The organism is Thermoleptolyngbya sp. C42_A2020_037, from assembly GCF_015272455.1.
In the GTDB taxonomy this organism is placed as follows: Bacteria; Cyanobacteriota; Cyanobacteriia; order Elainellales; family Elainellaceae; genus Thermoleptolyngbya.
In genome coordinates this window covers 72,813-98,940 of record NZ_JACYLP010000040.1, presented here as the reverse complement: position 1 = coordinate 98,940, position 26,128 = coordinate 72,813, and the positions used below count along the sequence as shown (strand labels likewise).

At 55.5% G+C, this 26,128-nt stretch carries 22 protein-coding genes; 11 read left to right on the top strand and 11 right to left on the bottom strand.

What is annotated here, in order from left to right:
- Positions 1 to 70 precede the first annotated feature (70 nt).
- The 4 genes from tadA to IGS16_RS13070 all read right to left on the bottom strand — a co-directional run bounded on the left by tadA (position 71) and on the right by IGS16_RS13070 (position 6,818).
- Positions 71 to 571, bottom strand: coding sequence for a tRNA adenosine(34) deaminase TadA (gene tadA / locus IGS16_RS13085; protein ID WP_297086079.1), 501 nt, complete (start codon positions 569 to 571; stop codon positions 71 to 73).
- 5 nt (positions 572 to 576) lie between these two features.
- Positions 577 to 2,820, bottom strand: coding sequence for a GAF domain-containing protein (locus tag IGS16_RS13080; RefSeq protein WP_297086077.1), 2,244 nt, complete (start codon positions 2,818 to 2,820; stop codon positions 577 to 579).
- A 1,032-nt stretch (positions 2,821 to 3,852) separates the two neighbouring features.
- Entirely contained in the window at positions 3,853 to 4,341 is a 489-nt protein-coding gene (locus IGS16_RS13075; RefSeq protein ID WP_297086075.1) for a response regulator, read from the bottom strand.
- 677 nt (positions 4,342 to 5,018) lie between these two features.
- Entirely contained in the window at positions 5,019 to 6,818 is a 1,800-nt protein-coding gene (locus IGS16_RS13070; RefSeq protein ID WP_297086074.1) for an iron uptake porin, read from the bottom strand.
- Positions 6,819 to 7,423: 605 nt separating this feature from the next.
- Here IGS16_RS13070 and IGS16_RS13065 point away from each other — a divergent pair.
- The 4 genes from IGS16_RS13065 to IGS16_RS13050 all read left to right on the top strand — a co-directional run bounded on the left by IGS16_RS13065 (position 7,424) and on the right by IGS16_RS13050 (position 11,891).
- Entirely contained in the window at positions 7,424 to 8,695 is a 1,272-nt protein-coding gene (locus tag IGS16_RS13065; protein WP_297086073.1) for a nucleoside transporter C-terminal domain-containing protein, read from the top strand.
- Positions 8,696 to 8,807: 112 nt separating this feature from the next.
- Complete coding sequence (locus tag IGS16_RS13060) at positions 8,808 to 9,347, top strand: nucleoside 2-deoxyribosyltransferase (protein ID WP_297086071.1); 540 nt, start codon at positions 8,808 to 8,810, stop codon at positions 9,345 to 9,347.
- A 39-nt stretch (positions 9,348 to 9,386) separates the two neighbouring features.
- Entirely contained in the window at positions 9,387 to 11,051 is a 1,665-nt protein-coding gene (locus tag IGS16_RS13055; RefSeq protein ID WP_297086069.1) for a PAS domain S-box protein, read from the top strand.
- Between the two features lie 180 nt (positions 11,052 to 11,231).
- The gene (locus IGS16_RS13050) at positions 11,232 to 11,891 is read left to right on the top strand and encodes a hypothetical protein (RefSeq protein ID WP_297086067.1); all 660 of its coding nucleotides are present in this window, start codon (positions 11,232 to 11,234) and stop codon (positions 11,889 to 11,891) included.
- Positions 11,892 to 11,909: 18 nt separating this feature from the next.
- On the opposite strand, the gene IGS16_RS13045 is transcribed toward IGS16_RS13050, so the two are convergent.
- The 3 genes from IGS16_RS13045 to IGS16_RS13035 form a co-directional block, all read right to left on the bottom strand.
- Entirely contained in the window at positions 11,910 to 12,506 is a 597-nt protein-coding gene (locus IGS16_RS13045) for a Crp/Fnr family transcriptional regulator (protein ID WP_297086065.1), read from the bottom strand.
- Between the two features lie 528 nt (positions 12,507 to 13,034).
- Complete coding sequence (locus tag IGS16_RS13040; RefSeq protein WP_297086064.1) at positions 13,035 to 13,682, bottom strand: PD-(D/E)XK nuclease family protein; 648 nt, start codon at positions 13,680 to 13,682, stop codon at positions 13,035 to 13,037.
- A gap of 215 nt (positions 13,683 to 13,897) precedes the next feature.
- Positions 13,898 to 14,056 carry a hypothetical protein gene (locus IGS16_RS13035; RefSeq protein ID WP_297086062.1) on the bottom strand — a complete coding sequence of 53 codons (159 nt, stop codon included), beginning with the start codon at positions 14,054 to 14,056 and terminating at the stop codon, positions 13,898 to 13,900.
- A 203-nt stretch (positions 14,057 to 14,259) separates the two neighbouring features.
- Between IGS16_RS13035 and IGS16_RS13030 the strand changes: the two genes are divergently transcribed.
- Both IGS16_RS13030 and IGS16_RS13025 read left to right on the top strand, forming a co-directional pair.
- Positions 14,260 to 14,502: a helix-turn-helix transcriptional regulator gene (locus IGS16_RS13030; protein WP_068507293.1), complete on the top strand. Its 243-nt coding sequence runs from the start codon at positions 14,260 to 14,262 to the stop codon at positions 14,500 to 14,502.
- Between the two features lie 12 nt (positions 14,503 to 14,514).
- Positions 14,515 to 14,757 (top strand): helix-turn-helix transcriptional regulator, encoded by a 243-nt coding sequence (locus tag IGS16_RS13025; protein ID WP_068507292.1) that lies wholly within the window; start codon positions 14,515 to 14,517, stop codon positions 14,755 to 14,757.
- Between the two features lie 109 nt (positions 14,758 to 14,866).
- Here the strand turns inward: IGS16_RS13025 and thrC are convergent, their stop codons facing one another.
- Entirely contained in the window at positions 14,867 to 15,967 is a 1,101-nt protein-coding gene (gene thrC, locus IGS16_RS13020; RefSeq protein ID WP_068515801.1) for a threonine synthase, read from the bottom strand.
- A 735-nt stretch (positions 15,968 to 16,702) separates the two neighbouring features.
- On the opposite strand from thrC, the gene IGS16_RS13015 reads away from it, so the two are divergent.
- A complete protein-coding gene (locus IGS16_RS13015; RefSeq protein ID WP_068507289.1) occupies positions 16,703 to 16,891 on the top strand; it encodes a hypothetical protein in 189 nt (62 codons plus the stop codon).
- 307 nt (positions 16,892 to 17,198) lie between these two features.
- On the opposite strand, the gene IGS16_RS13010 is transcribed toward IGS16_RS13015, so the two are convergent.
- From IGS16_RS13010 to IGS16_RS13000, 3 genes are all read right to left on the bottom strand, one after another.
- Complete coding sequence (locus tag IGS16_RS13010) at positions 17,199 to 18,518, bottom strand: ABC transporter substrate-binding protein (protein WP_297086058.1); 1,320 nt, start codon at positions 18,516 to 18,518, stop codon at positions 17,199 to 17,201.
- 428 nt (positions 18,519 to 18,946) lie between these two features.
- Positions 18,947 to 21,514, bottom strand: a complete 2,568-nt coding sequence (locus tag IGS16_RS13005; protein WP_297086057.1) for a tetratricopeptide repeat protein — start codon at positions 21,512 to 21,514, stop codon at positions 18,947 to 18,949.
- A 190-nt stretch (positions 21,515 to 21,704) separates the two neighbouring features.
- Positions 21,705 to 21,887, bottom strand: coding sequence for a hypothetical protein (locus IGS16_RS13000; protein ID WP_297086055.1), 183 nt, complete (start codon positions 21,885 to 21,887; stop codon positions 21,705 to 21,707).
- Positions 21,888 to 22,171: 284 nt separating this feature from the next.
- Here IGS16_RS13000 and mgtE point away from each other — a divergent pair, with 284 nt between their 5' ends.
- The 4 genes from mgtE to lspA all read left to right on the top strand — a co-directional run bounded on the left by mgtE (position 22,172) and on the right by lspA (position 26,091).
- Positions 22,172 to 23,572: a magnesium transporter gene (gene mgtE / locus IGS16_RS12995; RefSeq protein WP_297086053.1), complete on the top strand. Its 1,401-nt coding sequence runs from the start codon at positions 22,172 to 22,174 to the stop codon at positions 23,570 to 23,572.
- A 210-nt stretch (positions 23,573 to 23,782) separates the two neighbouring features.
- Positions 23,783 to 24,763 carry a ribonuclease Z gene (locus IGS16_RS12990; protein ID WP_297086051.1) on the top strand — a complete coding sequence of 327 codons (981 nt, stop codon included), beginning with the start codon at positions 23,783 to 23,785 and terminating at the stop codon, positions 24,761 to 24,763.
- 179 nt (positions 24,764 to 24,942) lie between these two features.
- Positions 24,943 to 25,527, top strand: a complete 585-nt coding sequence (locus IGS16_RS12985) for a biotin transporter BioY (RefSeq protein WP_367185791.1) — start codon at positions 24,943 to 24,945, stop codon at positions 25,525 to 25,527.
- Positions 25,528 to 25,611: 84 nt separating this feature from the next.
- The gene (lspA, locus tag IGS16_RS12980; RefSeq protein WP_297086047.1) at positions 25,612 to 26,091 is read left to right on the top strand and encodes a signal peptidase II; all 480 of its coding nucleotides are present in this window, start codon (positions 25,612 to 25,614) and stop codon (positions 26,089 to 26,091) included.
- Positions 26,092 to 26,128: the final 37 nt, after the last annotated feature.

Sequence of the window (26,128 nt, the reverse complement as noted above, 5' to 3'; positions counted from 1 at the left end):
GGGGAAGAACGAAGAGGGAAGAGCGAAAAGGGAAGAGGGAAGGTTGGAGTTAACTAATCCCTCTCCGTGGCTACCCATTTCCCCTCCGCTTGGCAAACCACTGCTGCAATTGTGTCCGACATGCTGCTTCTAAAACTCCTGGCAGTATCTTGGGACGATGGTTTGAAGCAGCGCTGTCGGGAATGTTGAGGACGGTGCGGATGGCTCCGGCTTTGGGGTCGTCTGCGCCGTAGACCAGCATTTCCAGGCGGGAGAGGGCGATCGCCCCAGCACACATGGGGCACGGCTCTAGGGTAACGTAGAGGGTGCAGTCTTCCAGTCGCCAAGTGCCAAGGCGTTGCCCTGCCTGACGCAGCGCCAGAACTTCGGCGTGGGCAGTGGGGTCATGGTCGCGTTCGCGGCGATTTTCACCCGTGGCGATCAGGGTATCGTCTGGGGCGACGACGACCGCGCCGACAGGCACTTCTCCGGCCTGTCCGGCGACGGCGGCTAGGGCGATCGCCTGCTGCATCCAGCGACAGTGGCGATCGTAGATTGACTCAAACGGTTCAGACGGTGCGGATATGCCCATCGTGGCTAGGTGGATGGAATTTGCTCTGGCAGAATCACTGTAAAGCAACTGCCTTTTCCCAGTTCCGACGATACCGTGATCTGGCCGCCGTGCAGTCGAGCCAGCTTGCTCGATAGCACCAGCCCTAGCCCTGTGCCTTCATACCTCCGGTTCAGCCCTCCGTTGAGCTGCTGAAAAGCCTGAAACAGGCGGTTTTGGTCGGACGGGGCAATGCCGATGCCCGTGTCGATTACGGCAAAGTGCAACGCTTTTGCCTGTTGCCATACCTTCAGCGTCACCGAGCCTTCATCGGTAAATTTAACCGCGTTAGCTAGCAGGTTCGACAGGATTTGCTTGAGGCGGCGCTTGTCGGCTGTGCAAACGGTAACATCTTGAGCAATGTCAAGAATTAACTGTAGTCCTCGCTTTTGGGCAACTTCTTGCACCATGCTCATGCAGGCATCGCAGACTTCCTGAACCAGAACGGGTTCAAAAAACAATTCCTCGCGTCCGGCTTCGATTTTAGACAAATCCAGCAGGTCGTTGATTAGCTCCAGCAGATGGTCGCCACAAGAGCGAATGCCCTCCACATATTGCCGCTGGAGGCTGCTGAGGGGGCCGTGGAGTTGGCGACTCAATACGTCAGCAAAGCCCAAAATGCCCGTGAGCGGGGTTCGCAGTTCGTGGCTCATATGAGTCAGGAATTCGCTCTTGGCGCGGTTGGCGGCTTCTGAAATTCGCTTCTCTTGTTCTAATTCCTGCGTGCGCTCTTGAACCAGCTTTTCCAGCCGTTCATAGCTCTGGGCATTGAAAAGGGCGATCGCCGTTGCGTCTGCCAGCCGTTGCACAAGCTGAATCTCCTCGACTGTAAAGGTGCGGCGGGTTTGGGTGCAATCGAGCACCAGTTCACCATAGTGCTGCCCGCGCACGAGAATTGGCGTGCTGAGCATGGACTGGATGTGCTTGCGTTGGCCCCGCAAGCGGGCGCTGGGAATCTTTTGCACCCACGGGTCTTCGAGAAATGCGGGCGCGTGCCAGACCTTCTGCGTCAGGTAGTCTCCATCGGGTCGGAAAAAGTCCTGCCATTCGTGCATGGGCAGCGGCAAATCCAAGCTGGGGATTACTGTATCCGAGGCTCGCCACTCTGTCTGGGGCACAATCCACTCCGCCTCATGCCGCAGCAGCACCACGCGGTCTACGTCGAAATATTCCCCCGCTAGCCGCACCAGTTCTTGCAAGATAAAATCCAGGTCCAGGCTGGAATTGAGGGTTTGCCCCAGTTGGTTGAGAAACTGCTCTCGCTGGGCCTGTTGCTGTACTTGTTCAAAAAGCTGGGCCTGATGAATTGCTAGGGCAAACTGGCCGGCGATCGCCTCTACCAAATCCACCTCTTCACGACTCCAATCCCGCTGACGCTGGCACTGATGCAGCGCAATCGATCCCAAATAGGTCTGCTGACATAGCATCGGCACAATCAGCGTGGACTGAATACTCCAGGATTGAGAAATAGACAGAATATCCACTGGGGAGTCGATCGGAATGGTAGGCAAGACAATCGACTGACCCTGCAACAGGCGATCGCCATAGTAGCGCTGAAACCCGCATTCAAATTTTCTACCCAATAGGCGATCGCGCTCTGGGGTAGCTTGGCTCACGCAGCGGGCAATTACGGTTTGCAACTTCGACTGCTGAGCTACATCCTCTTGCATTAACAGCGCACAGATATCCACATCCAGCACCCGATGCAAGAGATCCATCGTAGACTGCATCAAATCATCCAATACCAGCGTTTCGCGCATTTTGCGTAACACTTGGTTCATGATGGCGACCTGGCGCGTCTGCTGCCGAAGCCGCTGGTCAGCAGCCAGCTTTTGACGGCGCAGGGCATATTCCTGGAGCGATCGCCTCAGCACCATCGGCAGCCGAAACAGCCGATCTTTCATCACATAGTCCGTCATGCCCGCCTTGATGCAGTCCACCGCGGCCTCTTCGCCCAAGCTCCCGGTCACCAAAATCAGCGGCACATCTCGCCCAGCAGACTGCAACGCCGCCAGTGCCTCGTAGGCTGTAAACCCTGGCAGGCGATAGTCAGCCAATATAGCGTCGTAGTCATGCTCTTTCACGCACTGTTGATAGGTCGATAACGAGTCCACAATGTCACAGGTAAACGGCACGCCGTTCTCTTCTAGAGTCAGCGCAACCAGTTCAGCATCCATTGCAGAATCTTCGACCAGCAGCAGTTTGAGCGGCAGTTCGGGGGATGACGGCACTGTAGATGCTCTCTCCGATAGGGTTCAACTTCCAAAATTGCGTGCCCGCCTAAATTCGTAGACGGGATGAAAGCCAAAGGTGCTGCTAAATAAGCCCAGTCTGGCTGAAGCCAACTGATCAAACCCGATCAATCGCACCTGCCAAACGCAGGCAGATCCGGGTTAATAAAAGGCTGAAAAGTTTTGGAAGAATTGAGCCACTCAATCGCACCTTTTCTAAGGCAAGTTGAGCGGGGTTGTGAAATAAAACATCTGAGACACAACCTTAGACAATCACTCCGAGAGACACATTCTCAGGAGAAAAACTCTCTAATTAAAAAAGCATTGAAGTGATTTCAAAACTGATTTGAATTGCAAATCTGTCTGGATTAGCTTTCTAGATTTAGTCTTCCAGAAAAAGCCCTGACAGACAATTCCTGCATCGCTTCTAAATCGGTCACCTCAACGGTTTGCACGCTAGGCTACTCTAGCCAGTCGCGCTGCGCTTGCTTGCAGGTCGCCACCTGCTGCACCCGGCACGATATCCAGCAGTTGATAACCTATCAGTGAGATTTTTACTAAAGCAGCGTACCTGCTAAAGCATCTTCGGCAGAACATTCTAGTAGAAAACTTCTTCAGCCAAAGTCTATCTCGCGCCGGAGATTTTGCCCAAGTGCTGTGCGACGTTCTCGCTTCAATCTGAATTCGATCTGAACTTGACACCCTGAATAGTTCCCTTCCCGGCAACGAGCAATGCAACCGTCGAAGCGGAAGCTTTTGCAAAAACCGGCTCGATCCCATCTCGCTTGCCACCTAGAGTAGCAGACTCAGCAGTATGGCAGCCGCTTTTCGGCAACCCGTTCATCGCTTGAATCCATCGCAAAAATAGGAATCAGATTCAAGCAGAACTCGCCCCTTCAATGGTTTCATCTGGCTGTGCTGGTAAAGCGAATAACTCAGTATATCGGGATTCTAGATTTAATGCATCTCCCTAGACAACCATTGGCGGGATGGGGCGAGATGGTGGGGGTTTGCCCCCCTACTACTGAGAAGTCAAGAGGGCAGAGGAGTGGGTAGCGGCGGATAATTCAACTGCATCCAGTAGTGACTGATGTGCTGAACCACATCTGAAAATTGCTCGAAGTCCTGGGGCTTCACGATGTAACTATTGACACCCAGGTCATAGCAGGCGTTGAGATCTTGGTCTTCTTGGGAAGAGGACATGACTACGATGACCAAGCGACGAGTGCGGGGGTGCGATCGCAGCCTTTGCAAAAGCTGAATCCCGTTGATGCGGGGGAGTTTCAGATCCAGCAGCACAAAGCGGGGCAGCGGACGGGCCGCGGCGGATTGGGAAGCGTCATCTAATGAATTGTCCAGAGCCTCGCCGAGTAAATAGTTCAAGGCTGCTTCTCCATCGTTGACTACATCCATTGGGGCTGCCAGCCCGCCAGTCTCCAGAGCAAGGCGGATCAGTTCAACATCATTGGGATCATCTTCGACTAAAAGTAAACGTGACGATTCGATTTCAGGAGGATTCATACGCGCAGTGCAACGAAATTGATCAACAGAGAAGAGACGCACCCGCGATCGCAGATAAAGCGAGAACACCAACTAGAGCAGATTGAGTCAGTCACCCCGCGTTAGATGCAGCGTTCAGATCTTGACCCTTTCCTAAGTGTAAATCCTTAAATTAAGGTATTAATATTTACACTTGTCAATCCAATTTAATTCAGTATTCATTCCAAAGCACAGACTTTACAGGAACTTTTAATCCCTTCTTTAATAAAAGTTGAAGTTTCAGAAAGCACATGGCTCTGTTGCGATTTTTCTAAATTGGGCTTTGTTGATCAAGGACGATTGATTAGGGCGATTGGCACACCAAACGAATGCCTAATCGACTACTTGGACAAGGGCGATCGCCCCAAAACCCACCTGCTAACTCATCTGTTATTCATTGTTCAAAAATAGTCAAAAATAGACCCAAAAAAAGAACCTTTTCGTGAATCTTGCTGAACAAGATCCTCAAAAAGGCCCTTTATGATACGCACAGATTTTTGCTAACAGCCGATGCTGCAAACGCTCTGAACGAATCGTTGAACGAGTTGTTGAACGAGTTGCCTAGGTCTGCACGAATACAGCAGGAATGAAACTATCACCTCAACTCTGAGCCAGACAATTTGCAGAGTGAGAATCAGAGCGGTCAACTTGCGAACGGACTAGAAATAGAACGTCGTGCGAAGCACACCCAGAAAAGTGTCGCTATTGTCGTTGTTGTTGCCGGGGTCAGCCGTCCAGATGATGCCCGGAGTCAGCGAGATATTGTCGCTAAAGCTAATGCGGTACGAAAGCTCTGCCGAAAACGCAGCATCGTCAATAAACGCGCCGATGCGAGTGCTGCCGATCTCGTAATCAGAAATGCGAGGCGGCACCCCTGCTGCCAGAACAAGCTGGTTATTGGGCCCGCCCAAGTCATTAATCGCCAGATAGCCCGCATAGGCCACCGAGCGATAATCCGCCGTTCCAATCAGGATGCCGTCTTCATAGTTAAACCAAGCTCCGATGTTGAAGGTATCCGACAGCGCGTAGTTGATGGTAATGCCGTATTGGTTGGTCACGGCGGCGGGCAAACCGCTCGACTCCAGGTTGTTATACCCGTTGAGATAGATCAGACCAATCGACAGGGGCCCCGGCCGGAAGGTGAGTTGTCCAAACAGAGAATAGCCCCCATTGAACAGCCCAAAGCCAGGAGACGGATTGCCCTGACCAAAGCCAGTCAGGTAACCCACCCCAATCTGGAAGGTGTCGCTAAAGTCGTAGGTTAAACCAATACCAGAACTGGGCGCACCCGCATCGTAGATGGGGTTATAGGCCAGGAAACTAATGGAGCCGTAGCCACCTGCATCGATGGGGCTAATGCTGGAGACGATATCGGTAATGCCTGTGCCCGTAGCTGCCAGCGTGACGCGCAGGTTCCCCACCAGAAAAGCATAGAACAGGCGGGTTACGTCGAAGTTGTTAGTGCCAAAGAAATAGTAGGGCGAAGTTTGCCGCAAGTAGGGGTTGGGAAACGTCGCCATCGGCACAACATTGCCAGCTGTGAAACTGTCGGGCAGTTCGTTGTCTCCAAGGTTAAAAAACTCCAGGTTGGAGAACTGGAGGCGGGTATTCAGCAGATCCTGACCTGTGAAGCTAGTGTTGAAGTTGAGGCGGACGCGGGCCTGGAAGACAGTGCTATTGGCATCGTCTACGTTGCTGCCAAAAATGTCGGCAATGGAGAAGATGGTTTCACCAAAGAGGGTGGTAGTGGTGGAGAACTGGTTGGCTTGCAGTTCTTCGACAGCGGCTTCGAGGGCATCGACCCGGCCGCGCAGGACAGCGAGTTCAGATGCAAACTCCCGCTGGAGCGCTTCGATGCGGGCCAGGGCTTCGGGATCGAGGCTTTCCAGTCGCCCCACGACTGCATCCAGACAGGAAGCTAGACCTGCGGCGAATTCGTAGCGGGTCATGGCTCGTCCGCCCAGGTAGGTGCCGTTGGGGTAGCCCTCCAGACAGTCCAAACCACCCTGGCTCTCAGAATTTGCGAGATAGGCGAGGGCTTCGTAGGCCCAGTCGCCAGGGCTAACGTCGGAAAACTCGGTGACAGACGTGACCTGGGCCATGTTGCCGTCGCCTCGGTTTTCGCCGCCATATTCCGAAAGCTGGTCGAGTGTGGTCAAGCGGACGGCACCTGCCGGAGTGTCCAGGCTGTATTCGGACAGATTGGTTCCAGCGAGTTCGCTTGCTGGGAGTTCGGAGACTGGAAGTTCGGAGGCGTTGGGGATATTGCTCTGCGAGGCTAGCGCCAACGCCCCCAACCCTTGCCACACTATGCCCCCAGCCATCAGCGCCACACCCAGTATCAGCGCTTGCCAGAGGGACTGAGGTGGCAATGGCTGGATTTGCGACCGATGTCCTCTGGTTTGCTTAACCTTTGCTGCAAAATGATTCAACTTAAACTTTTCAAACTTTGATCTCATGCTCTCCTCACAACCAAACGGAACAACCAGACGTAGAAACGCCCAAAGAAACGCCCAAATCGCAAAATCCGAATGCCTTGCGGCTTGCCGTCGCTAAGCATAACTTCAACAGCAATGCCCAACTCTGGAGCCGCAATAGCACAGGACAGACGGATTTTTAATTCCCTAAAATATTTGGGATATTGCAGGATTATTCAGGGTTCTACCGATGTCCGTCGTAGCGCTCAATACACACACATGGGTAGTTCAGATAACGATAACATTCTGCACGTCTGTCTCCAGCGTGATCCCAATGAATTGGTCCCAATGTATTGATCCCACCGTCGGCCCATGCCGCTATCTGAATGACTTTCCTCTCCGGCACGACTTTCTATAGAAAAGCTTTGGTTTATACACTCCGGGTCCAGTCAACCTGATACTTTTGGGCGTACTCCTCATGCAGACAGCGCCAGGTCATATGCAGCACAAAGCGTCGTGCGTATGCCGCAGAGATGCTATGCAGCATGCACTTAGCACTTGGTTTTTCGTTTAGTAAAGCTCGTTTTTTTGTATTTGCGAGAGGTGCCGCTATTGGTTCTCTCAGAAAAGCTTGATAGGGAGTGTCCATGGAACGCGCGATTTCACTGATTGGGATTCTTATATTTTTTGGTTTAGCGTATCTGTTTTCTGTCAATCGTCGGGCTATTAACTGGCGAACTGTTGCGATTGGTTTTTTGCTTCAGTTTTTGATGGGTTTGTTTGTGCTGAAGCTGCCAATTGGCTATCAAATTTTCAAGTTTATTGGCGATTTGGTTACGGGATTTCTAAACTTTGCAGATGCGGGTGCGGAGTTCGTTTTTGGGGCTGATTTTCGGGAGCATTTCTTTGCCTTTAAGGTGATGCCCACGGTGATCTTTTTCTCTGGGGTGATTGGGCTTTTGTATTACCTGGGTGTCATGCAGAAAGTTGTGGGGGCGATCGCCGGATTGATGCGTCGCACCATGCGAACTTCTGGCCCTGAAACAACGTCTTGCGCTGCCAATATTTTCATCGGGCAAACCGAAGCGCCGCTGATGATTAAGCCCTTTGTGGGGCGCGTCACGCTGTCGGAACTGCACGCTATTATGACGGGCGGCTTTGCGACGGTGGCGGGCGGTGTGCTGGCTGCTTATATTTCGTTTGGTATTAATCCAGAGCAGTTGATTGCTGCTTCGGTGATGAATGCGCCGGGTGCTTTGGCGATGTCAAAGGTGTTTTTTCCACAGACTGGAAAATTTTCCTATGATTCCGTTTTAGATGAGGAGCTAAAGGAAGACGAAATTGCTCGTAAAGAAGCAGGCGAAGAAGAGGTGCTCATTCCGCCCGAAGCTGCTTCTACAGCAAAAGATCCGATTGGGGCGATCGCCGATGGGGCGATTCAGGGCATCCAGTTGGTATTAGCCATTATGGCGATTTTGATTGCGTTTCTAGCGCTGATTGCTGCCATAAATGCCTTCTTGGGCTGGCTCGGTGGGCTGATTGGTGTGCCCCAGCTTTCGATGGAATTTTTGCTGTCTTATCTGCTGTTTCCATTGGCATTTATCATGGGTGTACCGATTGCCGACTGTGCCAATGTCGCCGTGTTTTTGGGCAAGAAAATTATTCTGAATGAATTCATTGCCTACACCGATCTGGCAGAGGCTATCAAAAACAGCGCTATCGGGGCCCGCGCAGCGACAATCGCCACTTTTGCCCTCTGCGGCTTTGCCAACCTGGGGTCTATCGGTCAGCAAATTGGCGTGATTGGCGGTATGGTGCCCAGTCGCCGCGACGACGTGGCCCGTCTGGGCGTTCGCGCCATGGTCGCAGGCTCGTTTACCAACTTTGTCAGCGCGGCGATCGCCGGCCTATTGACCTGATGCTAGCGTGACGGGGCGATGGGGGGATGGACTGACCGAATCTCCTCATCTCATCGCCCGACTTGCATGATGCTTCATGTTCCTTCCACCCCCGAGACCCCAACTCTGTTCTATGAACGTCTACCTCGCTGGGCCCGATGTTTTCTTGCCAGAACCACTGGAAGCAGCGCGAGCCAAGAAAGAAATTTGTGCAAAGTATGGCTTTGTCGGTCAGTTTCCGTTTGACAATGCGCTGGATTTATCGGGGTTGACCCCCGTTGAAGCGGGGCTGGCGATTTACAAAAGCAACATTCAACTGATGGATCGCTGTGACCTGATCGTGGCCAACATGACCCCGTTTCGGGGCCCCAGCATGGACGTGGGCACGGCGTTTGAAATGGGCTATATGGCGGCCCAGGGCAAGCCTGTGTTTGGCTATAGCAATGACGGGCGGCTGTATGGCGATCGCGTGCCTCAGCCCACGCCCGAACGCGACGAAAACAACCTGTTTGTCGAACAGTTTGGAATGCACGACAACCTGATGCTGGAGGGAGCAATCTATACTAGCAATGGGAACTTTCAGGGCAAACTGGTGGATGCAGCGAGCTATTACACCGACCTGAGTGTGTTTGAAGCCGTGATTCAGCTAGCCGCAGCAAAGCTTTTGAGTTAGCTTTGAGGGTATGGGTTTCGCCGATTCTTTGTGGCATCTATGGATCTTGAACATGGCGATCGCCCGCAGGATCGGCCTGCGCCTCATCCCTCTCGGGCCACGCCCGAACAGCAGCTTGGTGCCCTCGAAGCAACGATTTACGGAATTGCCATTTTTCGCCGCAACGGGCACATTCTCTACGCCAATCCTGCCTGCGCTGACCTTTATGGATACCACGACTGCGAAGACTTGATTGGGCAACGCTGGCCCCTCCTCTATACTCCAGAAGACCAGCAGCGGCTTGAGCAAGAGATTTTGCCGCAGTGCCTTCAGGCAGGCAGTTGGATTGGCGAGGCGATCGCCCAGCGGCGAGACAGCACAACCTATCCGCAAGCCCTTGCCCTATCGCAGATGACCGATGGTAATATCGTCTGCATCGCCCAAGACATCACCGAACGCAAGCTTGCGGAAGACTCTCTGCGCCGCAGCGAAGCCGACAAATGGGCTATTCTTCGGGCGATTCCCGATTTTCTGATGCATTTCCGAGGTGATGGCACTCATTTAGACATTGCCAACAGCGATGGCTACTCGGTTCTAGAGCTAGATGCGCTAGTTGCTGGAAATGCCAGCGTTTATGACCTTATGCCCTACGAGCTAGCCGAGCAGCGGATGCACTACATTCGTCAGGCGCTCCAGACGGGACAGATTCAATTCTATGAGCAGGACATCGAAGTTAACGGGCAGCTCCAGTCTGAAGAGGTGCGCCTGATTGCAACCGGGCCGGACGAGGTGCTGGTCATTATTCGCAACATCACCGAGCGCAAACGCTCCGAAGCCGCCCTGCGCCAAAGTGAAGCGAAAAACCGAGCGCTGATTGAGGCAATTCCCGATTTGCTGATCCGGATGCGGGGAGACGGCACCCATCTGGAACTGGCCAATGGCGATCGCTACCCAGTGCTGAACAAAGACAAAATGGTTCCGGGCAAAAGCACTGTGTATGAACTCATGCCCCCTGATTTGGCAGAGTTGCGGATGCGCTACATTCGACTGGCCCTCCAAACGGGTAAGTACCAGTTTTATGAACAGCAGATCGAGATCAATGGGAAGCTAGAGTTTGAAGAAGTGCGGGTAGTGGTAACGGGCCCAGACGAAGTGCTGGTCATTATTCGCAACATCACCGAGCGCAAGCGCCAGGAAGAAGCCCTGCGAATTGCCGAAGAGAACTATCGCAGCATTTTTGAAAACGCGCTAGAAGGCATCTTTCAGTCCACGCCAGAGGGGCGACTCATCAACATCAACCCGGCAATGGCGAGAATTTATGGCTACGATTCGCCCGCTGACATGATCGCTAGCATTACCAACATTGGCGAACAGATGTATGTTGAGCCGTCCCTCCGTCTGCAAGTGAAGGCGGTGCTGGCAACCCAGGGCTTTTTAAAAGGCTTTGAGTTTCGTAGCTATTGCAAAGACGGCAGCATCATCTGGACGGCAATGGATGCTCGTGCCGTTTATGACAGCGGCGGCACCCTGCTCTATTACGAAGGGATCGTGCAAGACGTGACTGAGCGCAAGCGCAAGGAAGAGGAACTGAAACGCCAGCTAGAGCAGCTCGAAATTCAAATCGACCAGTCTAGGCGTGCCCAGGAAGTCGCAGAGATCGTCCAAACCGATTATTTTCAAAAGATTTTGGAAGAGGCTGAGTCTTTGCGCTATTTGGATGATTGATATCACGATTGATCTCACCAAGAAATTGATATAGCGGGACTTTGCGATCGCCCCAGACTTGGTGAAAGTCTAGCCCCAATCCGCTCCTTGACGATGCCCTAAACTTTTTTCGGTTGGGGAACCTCCCCCTGCCAGGACAAGTCAACTCTATCCGACGGACTCGTTTCGAGGAATCGGGCAATGCTTAAGCACTATCAATACCGCTCAAAAGCTGCGCTGCTACTGGCAGTTGGCATGACCGCAACTTCGCTGCTGCCTGTGTGGACTTCGCAGCGTGCGATGGCTCAGCCGATTCAGCTTGCTCAGGTCTTTTCTAATCCAGCGCGGGTGGGGCTGCCTGCGGGCACGGTGCTTCCGGTGGCCTACAGCGGTGCAGAGAGAGTGGTGGTGCTGCCAACGGAAACTGCGCCCTTAACGCTGACCTTGACCAGCGACGTGCGAACCCCTAGCGGCACGGTGATGCTGCGGGCGGGCAGCGAAATTAAGGGCGAACTGCGCCCGGTGGACGGAGGGACTCAGTTCTTTGCTCGCTCAGTCATTCCGGCCGGAAGCACCCGCGAAATCCCGCTAGACGCGACTTCCAACCGAATCACAAAGCGAGAAACCATTACTCGCCGCAATCGCCCTGATGTATTGCGGGGTGCAGCGATTGGTGCAGCGGCGGCGGCGGTGCTGGCGGAAGTGTTTGGCAGTGTGCAGGTCGTAGAGGTGCTGGCAGGCGCAGGCATTGGTGCGGCGGCTGAACTGCTGATTCGCCGGAATCGCCGGGTCGAGGTGCTGGTGGTGGAACCCCGCACAGATCTGAGCCTGACGGTGCAATCTCCGTTTTCTCTGCAATAGCCCTGGGATTCAGTTCCTTTAGGAGTTGGGCGCTAATAGCGTCAAGTTGCGCTGCGATCGCTCGATTTTGCCCTCTTGCTCTAGCTGGCTCAGCAGGCGAGTCACGGTGACGCGGGTGGTGCTGATGGTTTCTGCGAGTTCTTGATGGGTCAGCAGCACATCGAGCGATCGCCCACCGGGTACAGGTTGCCCGAAATGGGTCGCTAGCCACTCCAAGAGCTGCAACAGTCGCATCACCACAGAGGGCTGATGCACAATCGTCAGCAGCTCTTCGCTCTTGCGGGCGCGGCGGATCAGCCCTTCTTGGAGATGCCGACTATCGAGCGACAGTTTCGCCACTTTGACCGGGGTAACACATTCGGCCTGGTAGGGCGAAATCGGCGAGAGTGGCAAACCCAGCACATCCCCTTGTCCCCAAAAACCCAGCCCAATCGTGCGCCCTTCCTCATCCCAAGTCAGCGTTCGCACAATCCCTTGCTCAATCGACCAAACACTATCCGGCTCAAGCGGGAGCAGATCTTTGCGCTGAAACGAGCGAACTGATGAAACAAGCTGGAGCGCGGGTTCCCCTATCGAGGGAGCGTTGTGAGTGGAAACAGTTACATTTTGAATCATTGTTCACCACAGCTATGAGGTCATAAATTTACTTTTTGAAAAGCTTTACCATCGGCTCAAACAATACTACGCTTCAACTCTCAATCGGCAAATGCCCCCCACCCCCTTTTGCATAGATTGACCTCTCTACATGGCTCTGCTCAGTATGCGCTAGAAAAAGTTCGCAAATCGGCACAAAAAAAGGAGAAAATTAAAAAAACATAAGCTTTTGAAGAAAATAGACCTAAAGAGGTCTAATACCAAACCTTTTGGGCGATCGCTCCTCCCTGGAGTATATCCGCAATTTCGCGGATTCGCCATTCTCTTCTAATTGAGAATAGTCTCAATACTGAGCAGAAAAGTGAAATTTGTCTAGCAAAATATCAACTTGAAGTAATCCTGTCTCAAGGTCTTTCCGTAAATTTTCGGTTGGCAGGTGTACACACTGATCTATTCAAGTGTTCAACACTTAAGCAATTAGATAAAGTGCTGGCGAGTACATCATTAATTCATGCTCTTTGCGGAAGGGCGATCGCCGCTATTTTTCGGCTATCTCGACCCCATGCGCCGATAGTATTCCCCTACGCGCCGCTGCCATTGGCCCCAGTATTGGGCGATCGCCCCCGGTTCAAACCGAAACACTTCGGCGGGCTGGTGGGGAATGGCCACCACCAGCATGGCTTCGCGGATGTAAATCTTCTCGGCTTCGCAGTAATGGTTCACCGCGCCGCAGTAGGCCGCCAGTTGCAGCGGCCCGTCATACAGCCGCTCGATACTGCCCTTGGGGCGATCGCCCGTCTTCCAGTCCAGCACGCAGGGCACGCCGCGATAGCTGGCGACGCAGTCCACTTTGCCCGCATAGCCCAGGTCATAGTGAAACACGGGCGCTTCTAGCAGCCGCACGTTCTGGATTTCTGCCACAATCGGCTCCAGGCTTTCCCAGTAGGGGCGCACTGCGTCGGGACAGGTGGGATGTTCGCCTGCCAGATAGCGGCGGATGTGGGCGTGGGTCTGGCTACCCCGGCGGCTGGCGGCGATGGCAATGCGTCCTGCCTCCTCTGCCCCTAGGCGATCGCGCCATTTTGCCAGCGCCTCTCTTGCCTCTGGCGGCTTGGTGGCGTTGAGGATCGTGCTGACACTGGGCAGCGATCGCCCCGCCGCATCGACCAGATAGCCCCGCCTCGTCCGCTTTGCCACGACAGAATTCTTGTAAACGCCGTTCGTCAAATTGCCCGTCGAACCGATCTTAGCCCGTCTAAACCCTGAAGCTGGGCAGGAGCGCGATCGCCCTTAAACCGGAACCTTAACGATTCAGGAGCGGCAAATAGCGGCAAATATCTGGGGCGGCAATTATCCAGGGCGGCAAATATCCGGGGCGATCGCACGGTCTTCCTTTCGCTGCACAGTTGCCTTTAGTCACTCATGCGGCGCAGTCTTTGCAAAAGGCTCATCACTTCACCTGGATGTTGCGTAGGCACTAAACGGCTCCAGTCCTGGACATGGGCAATGCCAGCGCTGTGCAGGCGGGCGATCGTGCCACTCACCCAGTCCGGTGCGCCAACCAAAATCATCCTGTTGTAAAGCGGTTTTGAGGGTTGCGATCCGATGTTTTCGGACTGCTTCAGGGATTCTTCAGCATTAAAAAGCGGTTTGCTTATGCGGTTAGTTCCTTCTCGTGCTTTGCAGAGTGTTTGTAAACACAAATATCATCTTACTCCAAATGTTTGTATTTACAAACATTTACTCCGTCATGTCCCTCTGACACGATGAGGGCATGGGCAAAGCAGGCAAAGCGCTCCGGCAAGTTTTAGAAACCTACAGCATTAGCCAAAATAAGCTGGCGGTGACAATGGGACTGAATCGTTCCACGGTGTATCAGTGGTTCCATGAAGTGACCGATCCTTCAGCAGAGTCCCTGCTAGACATTGTGGCGGCGTTGGACACGCTCAATCCGGCGGCAGCACGGGACTTTTTGCGGCTGTATCTGGACGAATATTGGGCCAAGCGATTGGATTAACCCGCTGAGGGCATGGGTAAAGCAGGCAACGCGCTAAGAACTGTTCTAACCACCTATGGCATTAGCCAAAATCGCCTAGCCGTAACGATGGGCATTAGTCGTGGCACGGTCAACAATTGGTTTAACGAAACGCGAGATCCCACCGCAGAATCAATTCCTGCGATTGTGGCGGCGTTGGACACGCTCAATCCGGCGGCAGCGCAGGACTTTTTGCGGCTATATCTGGACGAATACTGGGCCAAGCGATTGGATTAACCCGCTGAGGGCATGGGTAAACCGTCGAGTTCTCCTGCGTGGTGAGAAGGAGAACAAGCGTCGCTTAAAGTTCCTCACTGCAAATCCAAAATCGCGATCGATTAAATTCCTAAAATCCCATTGCCTGCGCGACGGCCTCCAACTCTGGCGCAATGCCGCCTTTGAACTGGTTTTCGCAGTGTTTAATGGCGGTGTCGGGGTCTTTTAGCCCATTTCCTGTGAGGACGCAGACGACGGTAGCTTCCGCAGGCACGCGATCTTTCACCTTGAGCAGGCCCGCCACAGAAGAGGCGCTGGCGGGTTCGCAGAAAATACCCTCGCGGCTGGCCAGCAGGCGGTACGCAGCCAGAATTTCTTCGTCGGTGACGGCGTTGAACTCGCCCTGGCTGGCATCGCGGACGGCGATCGCCTTTTCCCAGCTTGCGGGGTTGCCAATGCGAATTGCGGTGGCCAGCGTTTCGGGATGGGGAACCGGGGCCCCGCTGACCAGGGGCGACGCGCCCGCCGCCTGAAAGCCCATCATCCGGGGCAGGCGATCGCACTTGCCTTCTTGGTGATATTGGCAAAAGCCCATCCAGTAAGCAGTGATGTTACCCGCGTTGCCAACGGGAATGCAGAGCCAGTCGGGCGCAGTGCCCAGCACGTCCACAATTTCAAAGGCGGCGGTCTTTTGCCCCTCCAGGCGGTAGGGATTGACCGAGTTCACCAGCGTAATCGGGTAATGCTCCGCCATGTCGCGCACAATTTGCAGCGCCCGGTCAAAGTTGCCCTGAATCGCCAGCACCTCTGCGCCATAGAGGAGCGCCTGGGCCAGCTTGCCCACCGCCACATAGCCATCGGGAATTAGCACAAAGGGACGCAGCCCTCCCCGTCTGGCGTAGGCGGCGGCCGCAGCGGAGGTATTGCCTGTGCTGGCACAGATCACCGCTTCTGCTCCGGCTTCCTTGGCTTTGGAAATGGCCATGGTCATGCCCCGGTCTTTGAAACTGCCCGTCGGGTTCAGCCCGTCGTATTTGACAAACACCTGCACGCCGCGACCAATCTCTTGGGCAATCGCTGGCGCGGGGATCAGCGGCGTGTTGCCCTCTAGCAGCGTCACCACGGGCGTTTGCGCCGTCACGGGCAGATAGCGGCGATAGGTTTCGATCAGCCCGCCCCAAGCAGCCGCGCTGCTGGCAGAACTCGCAGGTCGATCAACAGGTTGAACCAGATGAGAATCAGAAGTCAGGGTCACGGCAATATCACTGAGCGTAAGTTTGAAAAGCAATTCTGCTAAAAAATGGCTTTGGTTTCAGGCAACTAATTGGGCAAAACAGGAGTCTCTTAAGTGGAAGGTCGATTTGAAGATTTCAGTTTAAGATTCAGAATTTCAGTCTCAACCCCGCTCCAAAAAGCTCAGACTGCTGAATCTAGACGCTGTGTTCAAAAGGCTATCTCCAAAGGGTGCTATAAAACTCATTTCAAGACTCCCATTTTCGCCTATAGTGGCTGAGGCTTCGTCAGACTCAGACTCGATTTAACTCGATTTATTTAATTCGACTTAAAGTGTGCAGTTTGAGGAAGGCGAGTTCCGCAAGCGGGCGATCGCACAAATGGAGTGAGAATGAGGGACGGAGCGAAATGCAGGGATGGATCTCAAGTCTACCCGCAGAGGGCTTGCCGCGTAACCCGTGAGAACAGGCGCGACTGAGTGCGATCGCGCTGCCGTTTAGTCAGGACGCTGGCCAGTGCCCAAACTGCCACATTCTGCGGTGGGTGCATCAATTATTTGACTAGGATCGATCTTTAGCACTAAGTTAAGATTACTTAATGGTGTGAGTGAGTACAAATGACTAGCGCAACTTTGCATCTGTCTTTAGATCAGGTTTCTACTGGTCAGGCAATGAATGCCCCTGTGAATGCGTCTGTTTCTTCTGTTGTTTTTGGTGACGTTGGTGACCGAGCTATGCTAGATAACCCCGCAGTTGAGAGCGATCGCAGTCTTGTTTCAGCCGCCCCCGCCCCAGAGCTAAACAAGCTTCCCTACGACAAAGCCCATCAGCTTGAGCTGTTGCACCTCCGCGCCGAGGCTGAAGCCCTGCTTCAGCAGCTCCAAATTGAAAAGCAGCGCAAGCTGGTTTCCGCAGGCAGCTAAATTTTAGCCTCCAGGTTTTAACTGGCATTCGAGGATTTCAAAGCATCCCAGACCTGTCAGTGTGTGCGGGTTCGGGTTTGCTGCACCTCTTTTGAGAAAGGCTGCTGGACTTGTTCCACCCTGGATCGACCCTGGCTCTACGTCTTGGGCTAAGGATCTTCAGCCAAGCCTTCAGCATTCCAAATACTGGCAATTGAGGCTTTGCCTGAACCCTCCATGCCTTCTTCTCTGCATTGGGTTCAGGCAAAGTCCTTTTTGGGGTGAAACGAAGTCGTCAGGCGCTACTTGGCGACGCTACCCGCCAATTTTATCCGCCGACGTTAATCGTGGACTTCACCTCAATTTTTCCGGCATCATTAACCGTCCAAACGTCGTAGCTGCCCACCACGTCCCCCTGCTCGTCAAAGTCCAGGCTGCCGCTTGCTCCCTGAAAGTCTATATCCTTGCCTTCCCGAACAAGGGACAGTGCTGTGCAGATGTCAGTCGTTTGTTCACCCGGTGGGTTGGATACACTGCGGATGCTGTCTTTGATGGCGGGGCCGCTGCCACTCTTGGCGGCCTCTGCTGCCAGAACAAGGAGCGCCGCCGCGTCCCAGCTATTGGGGTCATAGACCTGCGGATCGCGGTTGAACTTTTCTCGGTAGCGATCGCGGAAGTCGTTTAGCCCCGGGCCGCCTGCGCTGGGGGCCGTCCCCATCATGCCCGTCACGATGAACTTGCCGTCGGCCGTCTTGCCGACCAGTTCCGCCAGGTTGTCGGTCTTCATGCCGTCGGTGAAAAGCACCTTAGTCGTGCCGTCGAGGAAGCCCTGCTCCTGGGCGGCTTTGAGAATGATGCTGCCCGATTCGGGATAGGCAATGATCAGCACGGCATCCGGTTTGCTGCCAAAGGCGCTGCCCACTTCCGAGTCAAAACTGGTGGCGTTGGGGGCGTATTTGGTGGGGTTGGATTCGTTGACGACCGTGCCGCCCAAGGCTTTGAAGGCAGGCACGAAGGCCTGGACGAGTCCGTTGCCGTAGTCATTGTTGATGGCGAGGATGGCGATCGTTTTGATGCCTTCCTGATTGGCGAGTTGGGCTAGCGCGTCACCCTGAAAGGTGTCGGGGGGCGCAGTCCGCAGCCAAAAGCCGTTAAATTCTCCCTTCTTCGCCCGCTCGGTGAATACAGGACTGGTGCTGGAGGGGGAGATTTGCACCACCTGATTTCGCACTGCAATATCCACAGCAGCGCTGGAGACGGAACTGGCGGCTGCGCCCACCACTGCGCCGACTCGATCCACCTCGGCCAGCTTGGTCATCCCGGATGCACCTGCGGCTGGGTCAGTCTGGTCGTCCTCAGACACTAGTTGCACGGGTTGCCCTATCACGCCTCCACAGGCATTGACGGTTTCCACCAAAAACCCAACGCTATCTTGCATGGGCTGTCCATATTGGGCCAGGTCGCCCGTGACGGGCAAGAGCGTCCCCAGTTTCAGCGCACCCGATCCGCCTGCGGCCGGACTGGCGGCTGGGCTAGACGTGCTACTGGTCGGCGTGGGCGGTTGGCAGGCGGCTGCGGCCAACAGAAGGGCGATCGCCCCACCCCGGCCCAGCCAGCGCAGCCCCAATGTGCCTGAACCATTGGCCAATGCGCCTGGGTGGGTTAGAGTCTTAAATTTTGGAGTGGTCGTTTCAGCAGGGTTCGCAGAATGAGCAGACTGAGACTTGGCAGACTTGGACGATGGGAAGCGTTTCATCATTGCACCATGCTCTCCTATGGTTCTCCTAAAGTCGTCTATGGATTTTAGCTTGAGGAATGCCGCAGCAAAGTCGCTCGATGGGTTTATTCACCCAAGTGATTTGCATCCCTTAACGCTTAGGACTTAAGCAGTTGGGCGATTTCTTGCGGGCTGCGCCCGCGAGAAATCGCCCAAAACCCAGAAAACTTATCGCAAGTGCGTAAGTCCTGACGCTTTCAACGATAGAAGAAAAGGCAGGTGGTGTCTTTGCAGGAAAGTATGGACTCGAAGTATGGTTTTCGCAAGCCGCAAACTACAGACTGCAAACCACAGGAGGACTATAGGCGGGGCAACAGTTCGGGTAGCAAGTGGGCAGGCACGGTTGAGAGCGCCTGATTTTGTCCTGCGGTTCCAAAGAGTTCATAAAAGGCTTTCAGGGTTTGCAATACGCTCTGCATTGCAGCTTGTCGTAGTTCTGGCTGATGCTGCCATCGAGTGGCGGCCTGGAGATGGTGGTGCAGCGCTTTTTGGAGGGGGTCAGACTCTGGCGCTGTGCCTAGGAGCCGGGGAACCTGTGTGGCGATATGGAAATAGGCAAGGCCCAGGTTGTTGTGGGTGGTGGCGGGGTCAAAGCTGAGCATGGGTGGGTTAGGTAGCGTTTCTAGCTTTGCCACGCCCTGTAGGGCAGCTTCGTAGGACTGGATGGCTGCCTGGAGCTTTTGGAGCTGCTCTTGGGGGCGATCGCCCAGACACAGGGCCAGATGCCAGAGGGCCGTGCCCAGGTTGTTTTGTGTGGCGGCAAAGGCCGCCGGGGCCGCGTCCAGGGTACGCTGCTGAAGCGACTGACGATAGGCGGCGATCGCCTTGGGCAGGTAGACCTCTGGCTGCTCGATCTGCGCCAAACTCCACAGCGCCGTGCCTAGGTTATTTTGGATCATGGCGTAGCTTAGCGGCGGCTGGCTATTGGGATATTTCAGCGCTTCCTGATAGGCGGCGATCGCCCGCTTCAGAGACTCTTTGGGCTGGTGGTGCTGTGCCAGATTCCAGTAGGTCGTGCCCAGGTTATTCTGCGTCGAGGCATAGCGGGCAGGATCGCTGCTGGCATCCCGATAGCGCAGCGCCTCTCGGTAAGATTGCGCCGATTTCTGTAAATTCTCAACGGGCTGCTCGTAGCGGGCCAAATCGGCGTAGGCTGCCCCCAGGTTGTTGTGCAGCATGGGATAGCTCTGGGCCTGGGTGTGGGTGTCCAGCTTCTTGAGCGCAAGTTGGTAGGACTGAATCGCCTGCCGCAGGTTGGGCAGCACCTGGTCAGGGGCAGACGAGTTGCGCGACAGCAGCCAGCAGAGATTGCCCACGTCATTCAGCAAATCCGTCCACAATGGGGATTTATCCGGCAGGCGCACCATCACCTGCTCGTAGGCTTGCAGCGCGGCCATCAGGGTGGGCAGACTGGTGTCGCCCTGCTCAATGCGATCGCGATAGGCATCCCCCAGCGTGCGATAAGCATCCTGCAATTGAGCCGCTGAGGCCGACTGTCGATGCAGATGGGCAATTTGCTCCAGCAGTCGGGTGATCTGCGCGTCGGGATCGGTCGGCGGGGCCAGGTTCGCCAGTGGCGGCTGGGGCAGGGTCGGCGGGCTGGCTGACGAGTCCGCCGGAGGCGTTGGCGGTTTCCCGGTGGACGTTGATTTCCCAGTCGCTCCCCCAACGGAAACCGAGGAGGGAGCCGGGGTCTGCGCGGCATCTAGCCGAAATGAGCCAGAAACGGGGCTGGACGGCGGTTTGGCAGCAGCAGACGAGGCAGTCGGCGGAGCGGCAACTGGGGATGCAGGCGGTTTGGCGATCGCCGCAGGGTGGGCTGATGAGGCTGCTGGGGACTTTGTAGAGGAGTTCGCAGGCGAGGCGGGGCGAACCGTTCCAGTTGGGGCCGCAGGTGGAACAGACGGGGCGATCGCCCACGGATTTGCAGGCGGGTTTACACCAGCATCGGCCGGTCGTTTGGACTCTGGCGCTTTGACAGCGGACTGTGTTTCAACTGTTTGGGCTGCTTCTGCCGAGGCAGGTGCTTGTGAAGCAGACGTGGCTTTCTGGGGCGTGGGTCTTGTCACAGCGCGAGCCACAGGTGGAGAAGAGGCGGCGCTATTGGACAACGGACTGGGCGACGGATTGGGCGGGCGTTGGGCCGCGGGCGCTGTGCTGACAATGGGGGTCATCGTTCTGGGTGGGCGCGGGGTCGGCTCCCCAACAAACTCAAACACGCCCGTTCGACAGCGCCAAAACTCCAGCGCCGACTGGGGCAACAGCCGAAACCAGGGCTGCGGCATCCAAAACAGCAGGCTAGAATCCAGCACGGGCAGGCTGCGCTCGATGCCCTGCAAATGGGTGATGAACATGCGCTGAGTGGTCGGAGACTGGCGCGTGAGTTGCTCGATGCCCAAAAACTGAAAGGCGGGCACGGGCGATCGCCGTTTGCCATTCATCGGCGGCGGCGAATCTGCCAGCCATTGTGCTACCTGCACAATCGGATTCGGGTCAGACAAGTTGAGATCGAGCGTCACTAGCCGGGGATAGCGGCGTTCTCCCACTTCCCAAAAAGCGCGATCGCCCTGGTGAATCGGCGACGGGTTGGAGAAATCTGCCTGGAGTTGGGCCGCAAGGCGATCGCGCAGGGGCAGATCATCGCATACGGCGATAAATACCTGTCGGCGCAGATTCAGGCTCAGCGCCAGCTTGAGCCGCAGGTAGCTCTGCTGATTAAAGGTCAAATTCTGACGAGGGGAACTCTGGCTCACGGGAGGGAACGGCAAGAACGGCAGCGGTGAGATGTGGACGGTCGCAGGCTTGTTGCAGGCTTGTTGCAGGCTGGATAGCGAGAACGAGGCGGGTGAGAAACGGGGCGATCGCACTACTCAGTTCTTCGCCTCAGGAAAATTCCTATCGGGACAGGATCGAGACAGGATTGACAATTCAACCCCAAATTCAACCCAATAACGGGCATTTCACTGATTCCAGAAAATGACCGAGACGCATTCAACCGCCCGTCCGTTCCCAGCAAATTTCCCAAAATTCTCTTGAGTAGCAATCTGAATGAAATGCCTAGAAGCCCCACAGATGCTTAATCAGGTCTAATTCCAACAATGAGGAGGGATGAGCAAGCCGTTGGGTCAAAATCTCTCTAGCTTGAGGTAGACAAACGATTGTTTCTGCTTTCAGGCCAGAGACATGGGTTTGTTTTGAACTATCAGCAATCACGTCCAGATCAATCACCAGCAGTTCCATCACCTTTGCCTGGAGACAGAACCGCTTCAACTCACCGCGATAGGGCACATGCCACATCTGCTGGGCAGTCGCCCGATTCTGGCAACAACACCAACCGCCGCAGAAAGTCCGCTAGCAGCCAACAGGTGCAGTTTCAGCCGTTGAGGGCGATCTCCCCACTGCTTGCCACTCGTTCTACCCACTCGTTCTACCCACTCGTTTTACACTGAGGGAGCAAGCGAGAGCTAGCGCGATCGCCCAAGCTCATCTGCCAGTCTTACCCTACTCCGCTTTTTCAAACGCCCTTGACCGCTCTTAAAGACGAGTCTCCATCGGGTTCCCCAAGCCTTTCCCAAACTGAGTTGCGGACCATCGTGCGATCGCAACTCCAGCTATTGCTAGAAACCAACAACCTGCCAGAAGCCAAAGCCCTGCTCGCGCCCGCACAGCCGGCCGACATTGCCGAAGCAATCGAGAATTTGCCCAACCCTCTCCAGGCGATCGCCTTTCGCCTGTTGCCCAAGGACGAAGCCATTGAGGTGTACGAATACCTCGACCTGGAGGTACAGCAATCGCTGATCGAAGAGTTTCGCGGCCAGGATGTACTGGATATCGTGGAGCAGATGTCGCCCGACGACCGCGCCCGCCTGTTCGACGAGCTGCCCGCCAAGGTCGTGACGCGGCTACTGTCGCAGCTCAGTTCCAAGGAGCGTGGCGCAACGGCCCTGCTGCTGGGCTATGAGCCGGGCACCGCTGGGCGCATCATGACTCCCGAATACATTTCCCTAGAGGAAGGGTGGGACGCAACCCAGGCGCTCGCGCACATCCGCAGCCTCGCCCGCGCCAGCGAAATGATCTATTACCTCTACGTCACGGACGGCTCCCGGCGGCTGACGGGCATCCTCTCCCTGCGCGACCTGGTGGTGGCCCAGCCAGAGCAGACTATCGGCGACATCATGGTGCGCGAGGTGGTCAGCGTGCAAACTGACACGGCCCAAGAAGACGTGGCGCGGCTGATCCAGCGGTACGACTTTTTGGCGCTGCCCGTGGTGGATGCCGAGCGACGACTGGTGGGCATCGTCACGGTAGACGACGTGCTGGACGTGCTGGAGGCTGAGGCCACGAAAGAGATCTACCAACTGGGCGGCGTGCAGTCGGGCGATGCCAGCTATTTTCAGACCAATCTGCTGACGGTGGCGCGGCGGCGGGTGGTCTGGCTGCTGGTGCTGCTGATTACCAACACGGGGACGAGTGCCGTGATTCGCAGCCAGCAGGACGTACTGGAGCAGGTGGTGGCCCTGACGGCGTTTATCCCGCTGCTGATTGGCACAGGCGGAAACGTGGGCGCACAGTCGTCTACCGTCATCATTCGCGGGCTGAATACCGACGAACTGCGCTCCACCAAACCCTGGGCGGTGATCGGACGAGAGGCGATCGCCGGGGCGTTTCTGGGCATCATGCTGGGCGCGGTCGTGCTGCTGTGGGCATACCTGTTGCAGGGTAATCTCGTAGTGGCGATCGCTGTCGGCACAAGTCTGGTGAGCATTTCCGTCCTGGCCTCGGTAGCGGGTTCCAGCCTGCCCTTCCTGTTCCAGCGGCTGGGGTTCGACCCTGCCCTCATGTCGGCCCCATTCATCACCACGTTTGTCGATGTCCTGGGCGTGATGATTTACTTAAACGTGGCCCGGCTAATCCTCAAGCTATAGCGGGAGTTGGAGATTAAGGTTTGATTGGATGCCTCCGACTCTTCAAGGCTTTTAGAAGAACGGAATCTAGCATCAGCACAAGACCCAGAAGCCTGTGAGATTAGGGCAATATGAAAGTTGAGAGGGAAGCCTTAGGCAAGTCATACAGCTTGCAACGGACTTGCCCAGCCGGATACAAAACACATTGAGCGTAGGGGATGAAATCGGGCTTTGCAAATTACATTTTTGGGAACCAGTTCGGGGGTGCCAACGCGATCGCGCAATGTGTCGAGCATCGCGCTGCAACTGCCGCAGCGGGCAGAAACCTGGCTGTTTGACTGTGGCGAAGGGACTCAGCACCAGATTTTGCGGAGCGATATCCGCATTAGCCAGATCAGCCGCATTTTCATCACCCACATGCACGGCGACCACATCTACGGGCTGATGGGGCTGTTGTCGAGCATTGGGCTGGCGGGCAACCCCACGCGCATCGATGTCTATGGCCCACCGAAGCTGGATGACTATTTGCGGGCCTGCGGTCGCTATTCCCAGACCCACTTCTCCTATCCCGTCAAGGTTCACACGGTCGAACCGGGCGTGGTGTTTGAAGATGCCGAGTATGTGGTGAGCTGCGAGGCGCTGACGCACCGCGTCCCGGCCTTTGGCTATCGCGTGTCAGAAAAAGACCGACCCGGCCGGTTCAACGTAGAGCAAGCCGAGGCGCTGGGCATTCCCTCTGGCCCGCTCTATGGTCGGCTGAAACGGGGGGAAGTGGTGACGCTGCCCGACGGCCGCCAGATCAATGGCGCAGACCTCTGCGGCGAGGTGCAGATCGGGCGCAAGTTTGTCTATTGCACGGACACGATTTATTGCGACAGTGCGGTGGAACTGGCGCGGGATGCCGATGTGCTGGTTCACGAAGCGACGTTTGCCCATCAAGATGCCGACCTGGCCTATCAGCGGCTCCATTCCACCTCCACGATGGCGGCGCAGGTGGCGCTGAATGCGGGCGTACAGCAGCTAATCATGACCCATTTCAGCCCGCGCTATGCCCCTGGAAATGCGATCGCCCTCGAAGATTTGCTCACCGAGGCCCGCGCTATTTTCCCCAACACCCTCATGGCGCAAGATTTTTACACCCACGAAATTCCGCGCCGTCGCCCTGCCGCCCTCACGGCCAGTCGCCGCCCCCCATCCCCATCCCGACGCTAACCCAGCCACTAAATATCTCAACCATTTGTCTGCCAAACCCAAAATCCAAAAATCCAGATTAATTCTATTTCTCGTTCGGGCTTACTATAGAGTCTGAGGTTTTGGGCAACCGCTTGACACATCTACGAACCCGTCCCCGTCTGCTGCCATTTCCTACCCCCAGGCTGCCTGTGCGTCGCATGATCGCCCCCACCGATTTGCTTTGGGCCCTGATCGGGTTGGTGCTGACGATTGGCGGCACGTTTCTTCGGGCTTCGATTACCAATGCCCCGTGGGAGTGGGGACACAGCGGGCTGCAAACGCACTCGCTGGGAGTCACGTTTCAGCTTGGGGCAGTCCTGCTGGTGGGGTGTCTGGGGGGGCGCAACGCGGCGGCTATGTCTCAGATTGCTTACGTGCTGCTGGGGCTGACGTGGTTCAATATCTTTGCCCAAGGCGGCGGGCTAGAGTATATTCACCGCCCCAGTTTCGGCTATTTGCTGGGGTTCATCCCTGGCGCGTGGATTTGTGGAGCACTGGCGTTTCGCGTGCCGCCTCGCCTAGAATCGCTGGCCTTTAGCTGTCTGTGTGGACTGGTAACGGTGCATCTGGTAGGCATGACCTATTTGGCGATCGCCCATTCCAGCAACTGGCTCCTGGCTCCCACGCTGCCGCTGGGCCAGCTTCTCATCCTGCATTCCCTCCAGCCACTTCTGGGGCAACTGGCAATTTTGTGCGCCGTCACGGTCATCTCCTTTGCCCTGCGACATCTCTTGTTCTACTGATACAAATCTAAATTTCTGCAAACTGCCCCTCTTGCCTGACGACACTCCGCTTCTCTCTGGCTGCGCTTGACTTACTAAATGACCATGCCGATTAAAAACTTTCTCTTTTGGGCAGCAGCCGTGTTGGGGGTCGTCTTTGACCAGCTCACCAAGATGGCGATCGCCCAAAACATGACGCTCACCGATCCACCCCAAACCATCCCGCTCTGGGCCGGCGTGTTTCACATCACCTACGTCACCAACAAAGGCGCGGCCTTTAGTTGGTTTAGCGAAGACGGAAGCTGGCTGCGCTGGCTGTCGCTGGGGGTCAGCCTGGCCCTAGCAGCGCTGGCAATTTGGGGGGCACGGCTGCCTCGCTGGGAGCAGTTGGGCTACGGGCTAATTATGGCAGGCGCAGTCGGCAACGGCATCGATCGCTTCATGCTAGGAGAAGTGATCGATTTCCTGGACTTTCGCCTGATCCGGTTCCCCATCTTCAACTTTGCCGATGTCTTCATCAACCTGGGCATCCTCTGCCTGCTCTTCGTCGCCTTCGGCCCCAGCAGCAGCGACAAAAAATCCTGAACACCCAGCGCATCACCTTCCTTCTTCGGTTTTCCTT

Bases quoted from the DNA above. Each gene is read 5' to 3' on its own strand.
- lspA (WP_297086047.1), top strand. From the start codon at position 25,612: ATGCCGATTAAAAACTTTCTCTTTTGGGCAGCAGCCGTGTTGGGGGTC.
- IGS16_RS13025 (WP_068507292.1), top strand. From the start codon at position 14,515: ATGGGTAAAGCAGGCAACGCGCTAAGAACTGTTCTAACCACCTATGGC.
- tadA (WP_297086079.1), bottom strand. From the start codon at position 571: ATGGGCATATCCGCACCGTCTGAACCGTTTGAGTCAATCTACGATCGC.
- IGS16_RS13000 (WP_297086055.1), bottom strand. From the start codon at position 21,887: ATGGAACTGCTGGTGATTGATCTGGACGTGATTGCTGATAGTTCAAAA.
- IGS16_RS13050 (WP_297086067.1), top strand. From the start codon at position 11,232: ATGCTTAAGCACTATCAATACCGCTCAAAAGCTGCGCTGCTACTGGCA.
- IGS16_RS13015 (WP_068507289.1), top strand. From the start codon at position 16,703: ATGCTAGATAACCCCGCAGTTGAGAGCGATCGCAGTCTTGTTTCAGCC.
- IGS16_RS13065 (WP_297086073.1), top strand. From the start codon at position 7,424: ATGGAACGCGCGATTTCACTGATTGGGATTCTTATATTTTTTGGTTTA.
- IGS16_RS13070 (WP_297086074.1), bottom strand. From the start codon at position 6,818: ATGAGATCAAAGTTTGAAAAGTTTAAGTTGAATCATTTTGCAGCAAAG.
- IGS16_RS12985 (WP_367185791.1), top strand. From the start codon at position 24,943: ATGATCGCCCCCACCGATTTGCTTTGGGCCCTGATCGGGTTGGTGCTG.
- IGS16_RS13035 (WP_297086062.1), bottom strand. From the start codon at position 14,056: ATGATTTTGGTTGGCGCACCGGACTGGGTGAGTGGCACGATCGCCCGC.
- IGS16_RS13030 (WP_068507293.1), top strand. From the start codon at position 14,260: ATGGGCAAAGCAGGCAAAGCGCTCCGGCAAGTTTTAGAAACCTACAGC.
- IGS16_RS13075 (WP_297086075.1), bottom strand. From the start codon at position 4,341: ATGAATCCTCCTGAAATCGAATCGTCACGTTTACTTTTAGTCGAAGAT.
- IGS16_RS13045 (WP_297086065.1), bottom strand. From the start codon at position 12,506: ATGATTCAAAATGTAACTGTTTCCACTCACAACGCTCCCTCGATAGGG.
- IGS16_RS13060 (WP_297086071.1), top strand. From the start codon at position 8,808: ATGAACGTCTACCTCGCTGGGCCCGATGTTTTCTTGCCAGAACCACTG.
- IGS16_RS13055 (WP_297086069.1), top strand. From the start codon at position 9,387: ATGGATCTTGAACATGGCGATCGCCCGCAGGATCGGCCTGCGCCTCAT.